The 16,609-nt window shown below is 69.9% G+C and carries 16 protein-coding genes; 9 read left to right on the forward strand and 7 right to left on the reverse strand.

What is annotated here, in order from left to right:
• Positions 1-51 precede the first annotated feature (51 nt).
• Positions 52-801 carry a fimbrial biogenesis chaperone gene (locus tag LQ771_RS00105; protein WP_231350381.1) on the reverse strand — a complete coding sequence of 250 codons (750 nt, stop codon included), beginning with the start codon at positions 799-801 and terminating at the stop codon, positions 52-54.
• Between the two features lie 78 nt (positions 802-879).
• The gene (locus LQ771_RS00110) at positions 880-1,452 is read right to left on the reverse strand and encodes a fimbrial protein (RefSeq protein WP_231350382.1); all 573 of its coding nucleotides are present in this window, start codon (positions 1,450-1,452) and stop codon (positions 880-882) included.
• A gap of 449 nt (positions 1,453-1,901) precedes the next feature.
• Here LQ771_RS00110 and LQ771_RS00115 point away from each other — a divergent pair, with 449 nt between their 5' ends.
• From LQ771_RS00115 to LQ771_RS00150, 8 genes are read left to right on the forward strand one after another with little or no spacing between them, the layout of a single operon-like run.
• Positions 1,902-2,501 carry a hypothetical protein gene (locus LQ771_RS00115; RefSeq protein WP_231350383.1) on the forward strand — a complete coding sequence of 200 codons (600 nt, stop codon included), beginning with the start codon at positions 1,902-1,904 and terminating at the stop codon, positions 2,499-2,501.
• Between the two features lie 9 nt (positions 2,502-2,510).
• Positions 2,511-2,912, forward strand: a complete 402-nt coding sequence (locus LQ771_RS00120; protein ID WP_231350384.1) for a hypothetical protein — start codon at positions 2,511-2,513, stop codon at positions 2,910-2,912.
• Positions 2,909-3,112, forward strand: a complete 204-nt coding sequence (locus LQ771_RS00125; protein WP_231350385.1) for a helix-turn-helix transcriptional regulator — start codon at positions 2,909-2,911, stop codon at positions 3,110-3,112. The genes LQ771_RS00120 and LQ771_RS00125 overlap by 4 nt, the downstream gene beginning before the upstream one ends.
• A 12-nt stretch (positions 3,113-3,124) precedes the next feature.
• On the forward strand, positions 3,125-3,514 hold the full coding sequence (locus LQ771_RS00130) for a hypothetical protein (protein ID WP_231350386.1): 390 nt from the start codon (positions 3,125-3,127) through the stop codon (positions 3,512-3,514).
• A gap of 8 nt (positions 3,515-3,522) precedes the next feature.
• Positions 3,523-3,753 carry a hypothetical protein gene (locus LQ771_RS00135; RefSeq protein ID WP_231350387.1) on the forward strand — a complete coding sequence of 77 codons (231 nt, stop codon included), beginning with the start codon at positions 3,523-3,525 and terminating at the stop codon, positions 3,751-3,753.
• A complete protein-coding gene (locus LQ771_RS00140; RefSeq protein WP_231350388.1) occupies positions 3,744-5,321 on the forward strand; it encodes an alpha/beta hydrolase in 1,578 nt (525 codons plus the stop codon). The genes LQ771_RS00135 and LQ771_RS00140 overlap by 10 nt, the downstream gene beginning before the upstream one ends.
• Positions 5,318-6,052 (forward strand): ABC transporter ATP-binding protein, encoded by a 735-nt coding sequence (locus tag LQ771_RS00145; RefSeq protein WP_231350389.1) that lies wholly within the window; start codon positions 5,318-5,320, stop codon positions 6,050-6,052. Before LQ771_RS00140 ends, LQ771_RS00145 begins: the two co-directional genes overlap by 4 nt.
• Positions 6,049-7,257, forward strand: coding sequence for an ABC transporter permease (locus LQ771_RS00150; protein WP_231350390.1), 1,209 nt, complete (start codon positions 6,049-6,051; stop codon positions 7,255-7,257). Before LQ771_RS00145 ends, LQ771_RS00150 begins: the two co-directional genes overlap by 4 nt.
• A 922-nt stretch (positions 7,258-8,179) precedes the next feature.
• Here LQ771_RS00150 and LQ771_RS00155 read toward each other — a convergent pair.
• The 3 genes from LQ771_RS00155 to LQ771_RS00165 all read right to left on the reverse strand — a co-directional run bounded on the left by LQ771_RS00155 (position 8,180) and on the right by LQ771_RS00165 (position 13,588).
• The gene (locus LQ771_RS00155; protein WP_231350391.1) at positions 8,180-10,174 is read right to left on the reverse strand and encodes an LTA synthase family protein; all 1,995 of its coding nucleotides are present in this window, start codon (positions 10,172-10,174) and stop codon (positions 8,180-8,182) included.
• A gap of 128 nt (positions 10,175-10,302) precedes the next feature.
• Positions 10,303-11,541, reverse strand: a complete 1,239-nt coding sequence (locus LQ771_RS00160) for a multifunctional CCA addition/repair protein (RefSeq protein WP_231350392.1) — start codon at positions 11,539-11,541, stop codon at positions 10,303-10,305.
• A gap of 1 nt (position 11,542) precedes the next feature.
• Entirely contained in the window at positions 11,543-13,588 is a 2,046-nt protein-coding gene (locus LQ771_RS00165; protein ID WP_231350393.1) for a transglycosylase SLT domain-containing protein, read from the reverse strand.
• Between the two features lie 177 nt (positions 13,589-13,765).
• On the opposite strand from LQ771_RS00165, the gene LQ771_RS00170 reads away from it, so the two are divergent.
• Positions 13,766-15,352 carry a glycoside hydrolase family 17 protein gene (locus LQ771_RS00170; protein ID WP_231350394.1) on the forward strand — a complete coding sequence of 529 codons (1,587 nt, stop codon included), beginning with the start codon at positions 13,766-13,768 and terminating at the stop codon, positions 15,350-15,352.
• Here the strand turns inward: LQ771_RS00170 and LQ771_RS00175 are convergent.
• Positions 15,266-15,679 carry a hypothetical protein gene (locus tag LQ771_RS00175; RefSeq protein ID WP_231350395.1) on the reverse strand — a complete coding sequence of 138 codons (414 nt, stop codon included), beginning with the start codon at positions 15,677-15,679 and terminating at the stop codon, positions 15,266-15,268. The genes LQ771_RS00170 and LQ771_RS00175 overlap by 87 nt on opposite strands.
• Complete coding sequence (locus LQ771_RS00180; RefSeq protein WP_231350396.1) at positions 15,676-16,491, reverse strand: endonuclease/exonuclease/phosphatase family protein; 816 nt, start codon at positions 16,489-16,491, stop codon at positions 15,676-15,678. The genes LQ771_RS00175 and LQ771_RS00180 overlap by 4 nt, the downstream gene beginning before the upstream one ends.
• Positions 16,492-16,609: the final 118 nt, after the last annotated feature.

The following is a 16,609-nucleotide window of genomic DNA, read 5'->3' on the forward strand; positions in this document are numbered from 1 at the left end:
GGTAGCAGGCCACGGGCCCGCGAAGGCGTGGCTTGCAGGCCGCGCGCATAGTCATTGCGGCACGAGCGGCTTCTGAAAGTCGACGGCAGCGCCAAAGTCGTCGATGCAGACGTACCGCACCTTGCTACCCGTATCCGGCGTGGTTGCCAGTTCGGGCAGCGGCACCTTCAGGTCCGACAGGGGCGCAACCATGCCGGGCTGGCCCTCGTAGGGCTTGCCGGCCGCAGTGACTTCCAGCTTGGTGATGGTGATGTGGTAAGGGGACGGGTTGTGCACCCTCAGGGCATAGCCGTTGGCGTCGTGCACCGTCTGGAACTGCAGCGTGCCCGGCGCCTTCGCCGGGTCTCCGGCAAGGAGGGCGGGCCGATAGAAAAGCTTCAGGCGGGAGCGGATCGCCAGCTGCAGATAGTTTGCGCCGGCCGCGCCAGTGGAGGGCCGGGGCGGGACTTCCAGCACGTTCAGCCAGAACAGCGACTCGCGGTCGCCAGGCAAGGCCCGCTGGCCTGGTGTGAACAGGATGCGCAGGCTCTGGTCCCGATGTGCCTCCATCCGGAACAGCGGCGGCGTGACCAGGAAAGGCGTGTCGGCTTTGTCGGGTGTCGATTGCGCGTCGCCGGCATCGATCCAGGACTCGACAAGTGCAGGGTGATCGCTGTCGTTGGTCAGGCGGACGGTCACCTCGCCGTCCTGTGCTGGGAACACGACCCGGGTGCCGGTAATGAGCACGCTGGCGTGTGCCGCCGCCATGGACAGGCACAGGCCCAGCCACGCCGCGCCGAGCGTGCGGACTGGCATCTTCATCGGAAAGAACCTCGCAGGCGGGCGGTTTCCCGCCAAGGCACCTTTTTAGCGTGCCCTGGCGGAAAGCGCCGGGATGCCTCAGTTGTAGACCATCGTGAACTGGACGCTGGTGTTCACGTCACCCGACCCGGCCGCACCACCTTGGGCGATGTACTGGGCGGTGTAATCGAGGGTGGCACTGCCGGTGGCGTCCAGGTTGGCCGTCTGCGAATTCTGCGCGGAGGCATCTGCGCCGCCCAGGTTGATGGCCGAGGCGTCGGCGTTGAGCAGTTGCACCTGCACGTTGGCAGCCGATCCGTTGTTGCTGAGGTTGCCGGTTGTGGTGTCGATGTTGGTGCCGGAGAAATAGGTCTGCACCGTGCTCAGTGCGGCATCGCAGCCGGTGATGCCGATGGAGAACTGCTTCTGGCCTGCGGTGGCGCCCGCGGAAGCCAGGTTGGACGTCAGCACGGTCGGCAGGGCCACGCTAATCGCATCAGCGGTGCCGGCGCTCTTGCCGTCCACCTTGCAGGTCTGCCCGACTACCGTGCCGGTGATGGTGATGCTGCCATCGGGAGAGGAGTTCGACACGCTGTTGGCGGTAGCGGCGTTGGCGCCGAAAGCCAGGCCGAGGCCGGCGATCAGGGCGGCGGAAAGAAGGCGCTTGGACATGCTGGTTCCTCTGGAAGTTGGTTGTTGCAACTGACTCAAGGTGATCGGATGCGGTGCAGGCCTTGCCAGGTTTCCGAGCCGTCCGCGGCATGGCCAGCAAGCAAGGGCCTGTTTGGCTGTGCGGCAATTCGCAAGTCCTGTGCCAACGGGCGCGACCATTCGCCAAACCGTTGGCATGCAAAGGGTTGCGCCAAAAAAATGCCGCCTCGTGCTCGAAGTGGCCGTCCCTTTCCCGGTGGACTCCCCAGTCCCGGATTTGCCCCTGTGCGTCACATGCTTCACTTTGTGATCACTATCACAGTTTGATCACTCAAGTCGCGCAAGGCAAGGCCGATATGGGCGGCGTGTAAAGGGTGCTTGACATGTCCGGCAGCGATGTCTAGGCTGCGTGTCAAGTTTGCTTGACAGGCCGGCCGGGGTGGCAGGTCCGTCGGGCAGGGGAGCCCGAGATGCCGCGTTTCAACGAAAGCCACTACCGCAGCCAGCTGTCCGTCGCGATGGTGGCCTACATGGCCGCGATGCTGCTGGTCTGGCCGCTGAGCCGCACGGCCGCCAGCGTGCCGTTGAAGGTGCTGCTGGCAGTGGTGCCGGTGCTGCCGATGCTGTTCGTGATCGGCCTGATGGCCCGGCGCATCGGCGCCAGCGACGAGTTCGAGCAGCGCGTGCACCTGGTGGCGCTGGGCGCGGCCACGGCGTTGCTCGGCGCGCTGAGCCTGGTCGGCGGGTTCCTGGCCGCGGCGGGTGTGCTGGAGCTCGACGGCAGCATCCTGATCTGGGTTTTCCCGGTGACCATGATCGGTTACGGCATCGCCCGCTGGTGGCTGCTGGTACGCCATTACGGCGAAAGCGCCAGTTGCGAGGGAAGCTCGCCGGGCAGGCAGTTGCTGTTGCTCGCCGTGCTGGCGCTGATGGTGCTGGGCGTGGCCTGGTGGCGCGGGCGGCTGGACGACTTCCAGGCCGGGTTGCTGGTCGGGCTGGTGCCGGGCGTGCTGGTGGTGCTGGCGGCCCTGTTGTGGCGCCGCCTGCGCCGCCGGCCCGGCGAGGGCTGAGCGATGGCCATGCGCGCGGTGCACAAGCGCTATCTGCGGCAGTTCGTGCCGGCCATGGCTGGTTACTGCGCCTTGATCGGGCTGTACGGCTGGCTGGTGCCGCGCACCGACAGCACCGCTCTGCGTGCGCTGCTTGCCTTGCTGCCGATGCTGCCGGTGGTGCTGGCGATGCGCGCCATGGCGCGGGTCATCCGCGAGCAGGACGAGCTGGAGCGGCAGATCGACCTGCAGGCGCTGGCCGCCGCAGCCGTGCTGACCTCGTGCGGGTTCCTGAGTTTCGGGTTGCTGCTCAGTGCCGGGGTGCTGGGCGAGGTGCCGGCCGCGCTGGTCGCCCTGCTGGTGCTGCCGTGCTTCTTCTGGATCTTCGGTCTGGCCAAGCTGGTGCTGGTGCTGAGGCTGCGCCGTCGATGAAAAACCGGGTGCGCGACCTGCGCGGGGAGCAGGGATGGTCGCAGGCGGACCTGGCCGAACGGCTGGACGTCTCGCGCCAGACCGTCAATGCGATCGAGACCGGCAAGTACGACCCGAGCCTGCCGCTGGCCTTCAAGATCGCGCGTCTGTTCGGGCGGCCGATCGAAGCGATCTTCGAGCCCAATGATGCGCAAGCCTAGGGAGAGAACCGAATGAACAGCTTGTTGCGACGCTACGCGCGCCGACTCTGGTTGCCGACCACCGTGATGCTGGTCGTGGTGGTGCTGTTTCTGCGCTATGCGCGGGAGTTGTCGCCCGCGGGCAAGCTGATCGCCGCGGCCGCGCTGCTGGCGAGCTATGCCTGGACCGGCTGGGCGGAGTTCCGCCACATGCAACTGATGGACGAGATGCGTCGCCGACTGGAGATGGAGGCGATGGTGCTGGCGTTCATCGCCGGCACCGGCATCGTGCTGGGGATGTTCTTCCTCAACGCCTTGAAGCTGGTCGCGATGCCGTTCGCCGCGGCGCCGATGGCGCTGTTCGGTTGCTACGTGCTGGCGCAGCTGTGGGCACGGCTGCGCTACCGCTACTGGTCGCTGTAGGAGGTCGCGTGGGACACCGCACCGCCGTGATCGTTGCCGCACTCGTGCTGCTGGCCTGTGCGCGCATGCCGGCCTGGTCGGAGCCGGCCCCGCGCGAGGCCGGGCGGGTGCCCGCGTCGCAGGTCGCGACGGGCGACGGGCGGATCGGAGTGGACATCGAATGGGAGCTCGCGTCGACGCTTGGGCGCTGGCTGGAAATCATCCGTGGGACGGGAAGGGAGTTGAGGACATGGCTTTGAAAGCGCGCACCATGCTGCGCATCGTGGTGGTCGCCGGCGGGCTCGGCCTGCTGGCGTGGAACCAGTTTCATCCGCGTGCGCCGGCGTCGGCCGGGGCCGATGCTGTCGCGGCGGCGGCGCCTGCGGCACCGGCGAAAGACCTGCCCCCTGCCAGGCCGCACACCTGGAAGCTGGGCCGGCTGGTGCTGACGGCCTGCGAACTGGGCCGGCCGGACAGCGGCCTGTCGACAGCCGCCTGGTGCGCGCCCTTCGAGGTGCCCGAGAACCGCGACGATCCCGCCAGCCGCAAGATCACGTTGAACCTGGCGGTGATCCGCTCCGACGCCGACGTACCGGCCCAGGACATGCTGGTGTACCTCGCCGGTGGTCCCGGCCAGGCGGCGACCGAGACCTGGCCGATGGTGGCGCCGGCGCTGAGCCCGTTGCTGGCGCACCGCAATGTGCTGCTGATCGACCAGCGCGGCACCGGCCGTTCCCATCCGCTGGACTGCAAGGCGGCGGAGAAGGCCGACAAGGTCGGCGCCGTCGCCGGCTTCGATCCCGACCGGTTGCGCGCGCAGGTCCAGGCTTGCCTGAAGGAAGTGCAGGCCACGGCCGACCCGCGCTACTACACCACCACCGCGGCGGTGGCCGACCTGGAGGACGCCCGCCAGGCGCTGGGTGCGCCGGACTTCGACCTGGTCGGCGTGTCCTACGGCACGCGCGTGGCGCAGCAGTACGCCATGCATCATCCGGATGCGGTGCGCAGCATCCTGCTCGATGGCGCGGTACCGAACCAGCTGGTGTTGGGCGAGGACTTCGCGCGCAACCTGGAGGATGCGCTCAAGGCGCAGTTCGCCCGCTGCACCGCCGAGTGCAAGGCGCGCTTCGGCGACCCGTACCAGACGCTCTACCAGTTGCGCGACGCGCTGCGCGCCAACCCGCACAAGGTCAGCTTCCGCGATCCGCAGACCTACCAGAGCGTCGAGCGCACGCTGAGCGACGACGCGCTGGCGAGCGTGGTGCGCCTGTTCGCCTACTCCCCGGTCACCGCCGCGCTGCTGCCGCTGTCGATCGACGCGGCGGCGCACGGCGACGTCGGCCCGCTGCTGGGGCAGGCCAAGCTGATCAGCGGCGACCTGGCCGACACCATGAACGGCGGCATGCAGTCCTCGGTGATCTGCAGCGAGGACGCCGACCTGCTGAAGCCGCGCCCGCAGGACGCCGACACCATCCTGGGCACGCGCATGATCGACACGCTCGAGGCGATCTGCTCGGTGTGGCCGCGCGGCACGCGCCCGGCCGATTTCCACCAGCCGCTGAAGACCGCCATCCCCACGCTGCTGCTGTCGGGCCAGTACGACCCGGTGACGCCGCCGCGCTACGGCGAGGAGGTGCTCAAGGGGCTCTCCAACGGTCGCCACCTCGTGCTCAAGGGCCAGGGCCACAACGTGATCGCCGCCGGCTGCATGCCCACGCTGGTGAAGACCTTCGTCGAGGAGCTCGATCCGGAGAAGCTCGACGCGAGCTGCCTGGACCGCCTGCAACCGACCCCGCTGTTCATCGACTTCAACGGAGCGACCCCATGATCGAGGTCAAGGACCTGTACAAGACGTTCGGCGCGGTCAAGGCCGTCGACGGCGTCAGCTTCACCGCCCGCGACGGCGAAATCACCGGTCTGCTCGGCCCCAATGGCGCCGGCAAGACCACCACGCTGCGCATGCTCTACACGCTGATGACGCCCGACCGCGGGCAGGTGCTGATCGACGGCGTCGACGCGTCCACCGACGCGCTCACCGTGCGCCGCCACCTGGGCGTACTGCCCGATGCGCGCGGCCTGTACAAGCGCCTGACCGCGCGCGAGAACATCGACTACTTCGCGCACCTGCAAGGTTTGCCGGACGACGAAGTCCGCACCCGCCGCGATGCGCTGATCGAGGCCCTGGACATGGGCGACATCGCCGACCGGCGCACCGAGGGCTTCTCGCAGGGCCAGCGGGTCAAGACCGCGATCGCCCGCGCGCTGGTGCACGACCCGCGCAACGTGATCCTGGACGAGCCGACCAACGGCCTGGACGTGATGGCCACCCGCGCGCTGCGCCAGTTCATGTCGAAGCTCAAGGCGGAAGGGCGCTGCGTGCTGTTCTCCAGCCACATCATGCAGGAGGTGGCGGCGCTGTGCGACCGCATCGTGGTGATCGCGCACGGCCGTGTGGTGGCCGACGAGACGCCCGACGCGCTGCGTGCGCAGACGGGCGAGGCGAACCTGGAGGAAGCCTTCGTGAAACTGATCGGCAGCGATGAGGGACTGGCCGCATGAACAAGATGGACACCCAGCCGCTGCGCCGCAGCCGCGCGTTCCTGACGGTATTCCTGAAGGAAGTGCGCGAGAACCTGCGCGACCGCCGCACGCTGACCAGCGCCTTCCTGATGGGGCCGCTGCTGACGCCACTGCTGTTCGTGATGATCATCAGCGTGACCATCAACCGCGAACTGGACAAGGCCGAGCAGCCGCTCAAGGTGCCGGTGATCGGCGCGCAGTACGCGCCCAACCTGCTCGGCGCGCTCGAGGCCGGCGGCGTGGTGCCGCAGCCGGCCCTGGCCGATCCCGAGCGCGCCGTGCGCGACCAGCAGGCCGACCTGGTGCTGCGCATCGCCCCCGACTACCCGAAGGCCTGGCGCAAGGGCGAACCGGTGCAGGTGGAGCTGATCTACGACTCCTCCCAGCGCGATTCGAGCACCCCGGTCGAGCGCGTGACCAAGCTGGTGGAAGGCTATTCCCGCCAGCAGGGCGCGATGCGGCTGATCGCGCGCGGCCTTTCGCCGGCGCTGGGCTCGCCGGTGATCGTGGCCAAGCGCGACCAGGCCACCGCGCAGTCGCGTGCGGTGCTGATGTTCAACATGCTGCCGTACCTGTTCGTGCTGACCATCTTCATCGGCGGCATGTACCTGGCGATCGACCTGACCGCCGGCGAGCGCGAGCGCCAGTCGCTGGAACCGCTGTTCGCCAATCCGGTGCCGCGCTGGAAGATCTTCCTCGGCAAGCTGGCGGCGATCTGTGCGTTCTCCACCGCCAGCCTGGTGATCTGCCTGGTCGCGTTCTCGGTGGTCGGCGGCTTCATCCCGACCGAGAAGCTCGGCATGGAAGTGCACCTGGGAGCGTCCTTCGCGCTGTACGTGCTGCTGCTCCAGTTGCCGCTGATCGTGCTGCTGGGCGCGCTGCAGTCGATGGTGGCGGCGTTCGCCAAGAGCTACCGCGAGGCGCAGACCTACCTGTCGGTGCTGATGATGGTGCCGATCCTGCCGAGCATCGCGTTGATGGTGATGCCGCTCAAGCCGCAGGACTGGATGTACGCCGTGCCGCTGCTGGGCCAGCACCTGGGGATCATCGACCTTGTGCGTGGCGACGGCGTGGCCACCGTGCCGCTGGCGCTGTGCCTGGCCGGGACCTCGTTGGCCGCGCTGGTGGTCGCGCTGGTGACGATGCAGCTCTACCGCTCCGAGCGGCTGGCCATTTCAGGCTGAGTCGAACCGGCGCCCTCTCCCGGCCGGGGAGAGGGCTGGGTGGGAAGAGTTTCCGATCCTCGGAGCTCTTCTGTAGGAGCGCACTTGTGCGCGACCGCCATGTATCCCGGTCACGCAAAGGTGTGCTCCTACAGAATGCATCGCCCACAAGTGGGCTCCTACGGGAGCCTCACTGCTCTGGGCACTTCGGGTGCTCCTGTCCCCCGGGCCTGCGTGCGTGGTGACGGGGAGAGGGGTCGGGGCTCGCGCGGAGCGCGTTGCTGTAGGAGCGCACTTGTGCGCGACCGCCATGCATCCCGGTCACGCAAAGGTGTGCTCCTACAGAATGCATCGCCCACAAGTGGGCTCCTACGGGAGCCTCACTGCTCTGGGCACTTCGGGTGCTCCTGTCGCCGGGCCTGCGTGCGTGGCGACGGGGGGAGGGTTGGGTGGGGCCGGGGCTCGCGCGGAGCGCGTTGCTGCAGGGGGCATCGCCCACGAGTGGGCTCCTACGGGAGCCTCACTGCTCTTGGCACTTCGGGTGCTCCTGTCCCCCGGGCCTGCGTGCGTGGTGACGGGGAGAGGGTTGGGTGGGGCCGGGGCTCGCGTGGAGCGCGTTGCTGTAGGAGCGCACTTGTGCGCGACCGCCATGCATCCCGGTCGCGCACAGGTGCGCTCCTACAGGGGGCATCGCCCACGAGTGGGCTCCTACGGGAGCCTCACTGCTCTTGGCATTTCGGGTGCTCCTGTCGCCGGGCCTGCGTGCGTGATGACGGGAGAGGGTTGGGTGGGGTCGGGGCTCGCGCGGAGCGCGTTGCTGTAGGAGCGCACTTGTGCGCGACCGCGATGCATCCCGGTCGCGCACAGGTGCGCTCCTACAGGGGGCATCGCCCACAAGTGGGCTCCTGCGAGAGCCTCGGTGCTGCCGGCACTCCGGTCGGGCTCACGGTGTCGGCGCGCTGCTTGCGGGGGCCGGCAGCGGCTGCACCGGCAGGCCGTCCGTTGGTCGGCGCACCAGCTTGCCCTGTTTGAACAGTTCGGCGGCGACCTGGTAGTACGCGGTCGCGTCGTCGATGTCCGCCGGGTTGCGCGGGTGGGCCGGGGCGGCGTCGCCGGTGGCGAAGTCGGGGCGGAACTGCTCCAGCTTCTTCTGCGGCTCCAGGATCGTCAGCAGCCCCTGGTGCAGGTAGCCGAGCTTCTCGTAGGTGGCGGGGAACGCCCGCTCGCGCCCGGGCGGCAGCTGGAAGATGTCGTAGCCGAAGAAGCGGCTGCGGTAGCTGAACCGCAACAGCCCGAGCAGCGTCGGCGCGATGTCGATCTGGCTCATGAAGCGGTCCACCCGCCGCGGCGCGATGTGCGCGGGTGCGTAGATCCACAGCGGGATGTGGTAGCGGTTCACCGGCAGGCTGGTCTTGCCGGCGCTGGAGGCGTCGTGGTCGGCGGTGATCACGAACACGGTGTCGTCGAAGTACGCCCGCTTGCGCGCGCGCTCGATGAAGTCGGCGATCGACCAGTCGGTGTAGGCCACCGCGCCCTCGCGCGTGCCGTTGCGCTCCTTCACGCGGCCGGCGGGGAAGGTGAACGGGCGGTGGTTGGAGGTGGTCATGATGTGCAGGAAGAACGGCTTGCCCTCGCCGTGGATCTTGTCCATCTCGCCCAGCGCCAGCGTGTACAGGTCCTCGTCGGCGACGCCCCACACGTTCTCGCTGTGGATGGTCGCGCCCTTGGGGATGTCCTTGCGGTCCACCGGGATGTAGCCGTTGTGGCCGAAGAAGTAGTTCATGTTGTCGAAGTAGCCGTAGCCGCCGTAGACGAACTCGGACACGTAGCCGCGATCGTTGAAGATGTCGGCCAGCGAGAACAGGTTCTCGTTGTGGTGCATCTTCAGCACCGAATCGCCGGGCGTGGGCGGGATCGACAGCGACAACGCCTCCAGCCCGCGCACCGTGCGCGTGCCGTTGGCGTAGACGTTGTCGAAGAACAGGCTGTTGCCGGCGAGCGCGTCCAGGTGCGGGGTGATCTCGCCGTGGCTCGCGCCGAAGGTCTTGAGGAAGTCGGCCGAGAGGCTCTCCACGCTGATCAGCACCACGTTGAGGTGCTTCTCCGGGCCGGGATTGCGGATTGCGCGGGTCAGGTCGCGGGGATCGTCGCTGAGATAGGTGGCGTCGGGCGTCTGCAGCCCCGTGCGCACCCGCTCGAAGGCGACGTCGTCCGGCAGCGTGCGATAGAACCGCGAGTAGTCGAGATGGCTGCTGCGGAAGGCCGCGAAGAACTGGTAGATGCCATTGCCCGCCAGCTCGTTGACGTACTGGTTCTCGCTGCGGTCCTTCATGGTGCCGCTGACGGCGAACACCGACGCCACCGTCAGCACCAGCCAGCCCAGCACCACCTTGCTGCGCCCCGGCAGGCGGCTGCCCGAGTCCATCGGGCGCAGCCAGCGCCGGCTCAGCCAGACGATGAAGAGCGCCAGCAGGCCGATCAGGCTCATCCACAGGCCGATCGGGTAGGACTCGCGGATGTTGCCGATCACCTCGGTGGTGTAGACCAGGTAATCGACCGCGATGAAGTTGAAGCGCACGCCGAACTCGCCCCAGAACACGAACTCCGAGGCCGCCACGAACAACAGCCAGTACACCAGCACCAGCGCCAGCAGGTCGAGCGTCCACCGTCCCACGCGCGAGATGTAGATGCGCCGTGGCATCAGCCACAGGAACAGCAGCAGCGGCCAGGCCACGTAGAGCAGGGTCACCAGGTCGTAGCAGGCGCCGATGCCGAAGGCGTACAGCCAGTACAGCGGGTTGGCCGGCACGCCGGGGCCGGTCATCGCCAGCAGCACGATGCGCGTGACCGCGCCGATCAGAAGGTAGGTGACGCCCAGCCACCACAGCGGGCGGAAACGCTGGCGCAGCGGGGAGGCGGACGACGTAGTCAGGAGCATGGCGGCATCGGGACGATGAAGTTCAATGGACCGTTATACACGGGCGCGCTTGGGCCCGGCTTAGGCGCCACCCCGTAGGAGCCCACTTGTGGGCGATGGGGATGGGGACATCGCCCACAAGTGGGCTCCTACGGGGACGGGGTGTTGCTGCGGGGCAGGGCCGCGATGGCCGCCACGCGCGCCTTGTCCATGGCCTCGCCGATCGCCGGGCCGGTCAGCCCCCGCGCGACGAAACCCGCCGCGTCGACCGACGCCGCCGCTGCGCGCGCCGCGCGCAGGAACCCGGCCTGCGGATACGCCGCCTCCGCCTGCCCCAGCCGCCCGCGCTTGTCCGCCTCGCACACGAGGAGGAACGTTTCCAGCCGCTGCGGCCGGCGCAAGGCATCCAGCTTGGTCAGCAGCCGCAGCACGGTCGCCGGCTTCAGCTCCAGCGCGCGATGGGCGTTGAGGTGCTCGCGGCAGGCCAGTTCGGCCAGCGCGGCGTGTTCGGCCGGCACCTTCAGCCGCGCGGCCAGCCCCCGCAGCGGCGCGACGCCGGCGTGCTCGTGCCCGATGTGGCCGGGCAGCACGTCCGGCGGCGTGCACGCCTTGCCGAGGTCGTGGCAGAGCGCGCCGAAACCGACCAGGTCGTCGCCGGGCGCCAGGCGCGCGGCCATGTCCAGCACCAGTTCCAGGTGCACGCCGGTGTCGATCTCGGGGTGGTACTCGGCGCGCTGCGGCACGCCGTAGAGCGCATCGACTTCCGGGAACAGCACCGCCAGCGCGCCCGCTTCGCGCAGCACGCGCAGGAAGGCCGACGGCTGCGGCTCGGCCAGCGCACGGCGGGTTTCGGCCCACACGCGCTCGGGCACCAGGTGGTCGACCTCGCCGTCGGCGACCATCGCACGCATCAGCGCCATGGTTTCCCCGGCCACGCGAAAGCCCAGCGGCGCGAAGCGCGCGGCGAAGCGGGCCACGCGCAGCAGTCGCACCGGGTCCTCGGCGAACGCCGGCGAGACGTGCCGCAGCACGCGCTCCGCGAGATCGCGCTGGCCGTGGAACGGGTCGACCAGGGTGCCGTCCTCGGCCTGCGCGATGGCGTTGATGGTGAGGTCGCGCCGCGCGAGATCCTCTTCCAGCGTCACGCCCGGATCGGCGTGGAAGGCGAAGCCGTGGTAGCCACGGCCGGTCTTGCGTTCGGTGCGCGCCAGCGCGTACTCCTCGCCGGTGTCCGGGTGCAGGAACACGGGGAAGTCCTTGCCGACCGGCTTGAAACCCCGGGCGAGCATCTCCTCCGGCGTGGCGCCCACCACCACGTGGTCGTGGTCGACCACCGGCCGTCCCAGCAGCCGGTCGCGCACCGCACCACCGACCAGGTAGCGGCGCATGTCAGCGGGTGGCGCCGCGAATCGCGACCGCGCTGGCGGGCGCGGTGGTGGGGCAGGTCACGTCCTTGCGCGGCGTATGGACGTCCGGAAGGCTGTACGGCTGCCCGATTGCCGGCATCCGCGAGGCCAGCGGCAGGGCCTTGCCGGAAAGGCGCCAGTCGTAGATCACGGCGAAGGCCATCACGCGGGCCACGTAGTCGCGGGTCTCATGGTAGGGCATGGTCGCCACGAACAGGTCCGGCGGCAAGCTGCCGCGCTCGACCAGCCACTGGTCGACCTTGTTCGGGCCGGCGTTGTAGGCGGCGCTGGCCAGCCACGGCGCACCGTTGAAGCGGGCGGCCATCTGCGCCAGGTAGCGCGTGCCGAGCATGATGTTGACCGCCGGGTCGTACAGCGACTGGCCGCCTTCCCAGGCCAGCCCGTTCTTCTTCGCCACCTGCGCGGCGGTGGCCGGCACCAGTTGCATCAGGCCGCGGGCGTCGGCGCCCGAGCGTGCATCGCTCATCCAGGCGCTCTCGGCGCGCGCGATCGCATACGCCCAGGACGGGTCGATGCCGGCCTGCTGCGCCTGCGGCACCACGCCGTCCTGGCTGGCCAGCGGGAAGCGCTGGTCGTAGTAGCGCAACGCATTGCCGCTGGAGTAGGTGAATACCGCGCGGTCGTACCAGCCGCGCTCGTAGGCCAGCCGCGCGGCAATGCGCAGCGTGGTCGCATCCGCGCCGGCGAGCGCGCGCGACCATTCGCGACGCGCCAGCTGCGGAAGGTCCACGGCAAACAGTTCGAACGCGCGTTGCAGCCCGGGCTTGTCCAGCAGCGTCTTTTCGCGCTGCGCATCCTCCGGCGGGTCCAGCGGGCAGATCGCGTAGTCGCCCTGCACGCGGTCGGCGGCAAGGAAACCGTAGTAGGTGGGCTCCTGCGCGAGGGTCGCGTAGAGCGCCTCGGCCTGGTCGGCCTGGCCCGTGGCGGCCAGCGCGCGGGCGCGGAAGTAGCGCCACTCGTCTTCGTCCTGCTGGTCGGCGGGCATGGCGTCGATGGCGGCCAGCACGGCCGGCCAGTCCTGCCGTGCCAGCGCGACGCGGGCGCGCCACTCGCGGCTGGTGTCGGTCTGCACGTCGGCCGGCAGGCTCGCCAGGCGGACCAGCGCGTGCTCGTCGAAGTCGGTCGCGTGGAACAGCGCCAGCGCGTAGAGCACGCCGTCGCGCTGCGCGGGCGTGAAACTGAAGCGCGGCGCCAGGCGCTTCCAGCCGGCGTCGGCGGCGTCGGTGTCGCGGCGGGCCAGGCGCTTGAGCGCCAGTGCGGCGGCCTGGCGGTGGCGCGGCGTGTCGGGCCAGTTCACCGCGTCGGCGACGGCGGCAGCCGGGTCGCGCAGGGCTTGCGCCAGCCGCGCGGCGGCCTTGCCTTCCTCGCCCGGCAGCCAGGCCGCCAGCGCCGCCACCGTGCCGCCCTGGCCGGCGTCGAGCGCGCGGTCGATGCGCGCCCACAGGCGATCGCCGGTGAGCAGGCCGGCGTCGTGCGCGGCGACAAGCACCGGATCGCAGGCGTTGGGCAGGCTGGGACTGTCCCACAGCGCGGCCAGGTCGCGATCGAACTCGAGCGTGCCGCCCTGCACCAGCTTCGCCTGCAGCGCGTCGCAGGTCAGCCCGTCGCCAAGGCCGCTCTGGTAAAGCGCCAGGAAGTCGTCCCAATGCTGCTGACGCGCCTGGCTGCGCAGCCAGGCGCGCCGCAGGTCGGTGGCCGGCAGCAGGTCGGGGTAGCGCCTGATGTAGTCGGCCACGGTGGCGCGGTCGAGCGTATCCACGTCGTGCTCGAGAGCGGCTTCTTCCAGGTAGGGATACAGCGGGTAATCGGTCAGCCCCCTGGCCCAGCTGCGCCAGCCGTCGCCGCCCTGCTGCGCCACCGTCCAGGCCTGCTTGAAGGCAAGCCGCTGCTCGGCCAGCGAGGGCGCGGCATGCACCGCCGGCGCCAGGAGGCACCAGACGGCGAGGGCGAACAGGAGGTGCGGCAAGGGACGCCGCGCGCGGGCGGCCGGGGAGGTGTTCGGGGTCATCGTCACAAGTGTAGTAACCGGCGGTAAGCGCAGCGTTAATGCACGTTGCCCAGGCAACCGCACGCCCGGCAGGAGCCCACTCGTGGGCGATGCTCTGGTGGCGGCCCAGGCAAAAAGCATCGCCCACGAGTGGGCTCCTGCAAGTAAGCTCGTCGTTTTGGCTGATCCCCGGAACCCATGGCCGAAGCCTCTGTCCCCCGCTTGCGCCCGCACTGGCCCGTGTGGGCCGCGCTCGTGCTGGCGGCCCTGGCCGGCGTGATCGGCTGGTGGTGGATGGGGCGCCCGGTTGCGCTGCCGGATGCACCGTCCTCGCGCATCGCCTGCGTGTCGTACGCACCCTACCGGCGGCCGGGCGAGACGCCGTACGACCCGACCACGTTCATCAGCCCGGAGCGCATCGACGCCGACCTGCGCGCGCTGTCGCAGCGCTTCGATTGCGTGCGCACCTATTCGCAGGGCCAGGGCCTGGCGGCGGTGCCTTCGATCGCGCGGCGCTACGGCATGCAGGTGCTGATGGGCATCTGGCTGGGACGCGACCCGGCGGCGAACGCACAGGAGATCGCCAGGGGCATTTCCACCGCCAATGCCAACGCCGACGTGCTGCGCGGGGTGATCGTCGGCAACGAGGTACTGCTGCGCGGCGAGCTCGCGCCGCAGACGCTGACCGGCTACCTGCGGCAGGTGCGCGCGGCGATACCGGCCTCCGTGCCGGTGACCTACGCCGACGTGTGGGAGTTCTGGCTGCGCTATCCGCAGATGGCGCAGGCGGTCGACTACCTGACCATCCACATCCTGCCGTACTGGGAGGACGAACCGGTGCCGCCCGAGCATGCCGTGCGCCACGTGGCGCAGGTGTACGCGCAGATGCAGCGCGCGTTCCCCGGCAAGCGGGTGATGATCGGCGAGACCGGCTGGCCCAGCGCGGGCCGCCCGCGTCGCGCGGCGCGCGCCACGCTCGTCAACGAGGCACGCTACCTGCGCGAATTCCTCGGCTACGCGGCCAAGGTGCACATGCCCTACAACGTGATCGAGGCCTTCGACCAGCCGTGGAAGCGCACGCAGGAAGGCACGGTCGGCGGCTACTGGGGCATCTTCGATGTGGACGCGCGGCCGAAGTTTCCGATGACCGGCCCGGTGGTGGAGGAGCCGCGCTGGTGGTGGGGCTGGATCGCCGGCGCGCTCGGCGCGGTGCTGTTCGGCTTCGCCGGGGCGCCGCGCGACAAGCGTGCCGCGAGCGGCTTGCTGCTGGCCGGCTTCGCCAGTGGCGCCGCCCTGGCCTGGCAGGGCCGACAGATGATCTATGCGTGCCGCGACCTGTTCGAATGGGGCGTATCCATCGCCGCCTGCATGGCCGCGCTGGCCACTGCGCTCTGGCTGGCGCGCGGTCTCGTGCCTAGCCTGGCCGGGCGGGAGGTCGTCCCGTCGGCGCCCGGCTGGCTGTCCCTGGGCTGGCTGTTCGCCATGGCCTGGTATGACCTGCTGCTGGTGGTCGATGGCCGCTACCGCGACTTCCCGCTGGGCCTGTTCGTGCTGCCGTGCGCGGGTTGGGCGCTTGCCGCCTGGCTCGATCCGCGTCCGCCGCGTCCGCCACTGGAGCACCGCCTGCTGGCGGTGCTGCTGCCGGCACTCGGGACGCTGGTGGTCGTGCAGGAGGCGGGCCTGAACCTCACCGCCTGGCTATGGCTGGGGCTGAATCTCGCGCTCGCCGTGCCGGTACTGGCCGCGTGGTGGCAGGCCGTCCGCCTGGACCCGCAACAGGCGTAGCGCCCCGACCAGCAGCGCGAACGCGCCGGCCTCGAAGCAGTACAGCACCAGTGCGGCCACGCCCAGCGCGGCAGCCAGCCACGCGGCCAGCGGATGGCGCCAGAACAACGCGATGAAGGCCACGGTGAGCGCGGCGTAGCCGTAGGTGTAGCTCAGGAAACCGAGCACTGCCCATTCGCGCCACGCGCACCAGCCCGGGCCACCGCCGGCGGTGCACAGGTGGGCCACCGCAGGCGGCTCGATCACGCCGTAGCGCACCGCCGAAGCGGCGAGCGCGACCAGCGCGAGGGTGAACCAGGGCACGACCAGGCGCAGCGTGCGGGTCATCGGCGCACCCGGTGGGCGCGTGGCGCCAGTGGCGCCGGCAGCCGGACCTCCGCCGCCAGCGGCAGGTGGTCGGAGAACGCCTGCGGCAACGACCACACGCGTTCGAGCGTGAGCGATCCGGAAAGCAGGATGTGATCCAGCGCGCGCCGCGGCTTCCAGCTCGGGAAGGTGGGCGTGGGCTGCTCGGGCGGCTGCAGGCTGCAGCGCGCGAACAGGTGGCGCATCTCGGTGCTGTGCGCCTCGGTGTTGAGATCGCCCATCAGCACCACGTTGGGGTAGTCGTGCAGCACCTCGGCGATGAAGGCCAGCTGGCGCGCGCGCGCCTGCGCCGACAGCGAGAGGTGGGCGATCATCACGGTCAGCGCCTCGGCCTCGGCACCGTAGCGCACCAGCAGCGCGCCGCGGCCGGGGATGCGGCTGGGTAGCGGATAGTCGTAGACGCTGTGCGGCTCCATCCGGCTGATCAGGCCATTGGCCGAATGCGCCAGGCGCGCCATCGGCCGGTTCGGCTGGTGGCTCCAGTACGGCAGCCCGGAGGCCTCGGCCAGGTAGCGGGTCTGGTTGAGGAAGCCCGAGCGCAGGCTGCCGGCGTCGGCCTCCTGCAGGCCGATCACGTCGAACTGCGGCAGCACCTCGGCGAGGCGGTCGAGGTTCTCCAGCTTGCTGCGGCCGGGCAGTACGGCGTTGATGCTGCGGGTCACGTATTCGTGGTACCGCTGCACGCTGGCGCCGGCCAGGATGTTGCAGCTGAGCAGGCGCAGGCGTCGTTCGGCCGGAGCCTTGTCGGGGGAAGCTTTTGCGGCGCTGGTCATTGCGGGGGAATGGGGGCGTGGCGGGCGGTCGTCAATCCTTACACCGTTCGCCCTGAGCGTGGCGTGGCGGAGTCGACAGGGCGTCCGAATCCGCCGCCGGCCAGCCGCAGGGACCAAC

The organism is Frateuria soli, from assembly GCF_021117385.1.
Classification (GTDB): Bacteria; Pseudomonadota; Gammaproteobacteria; order Xanthomonadales; family Rhodanobacteraceae; genus Frateuria_A; species Frateuria_A soli.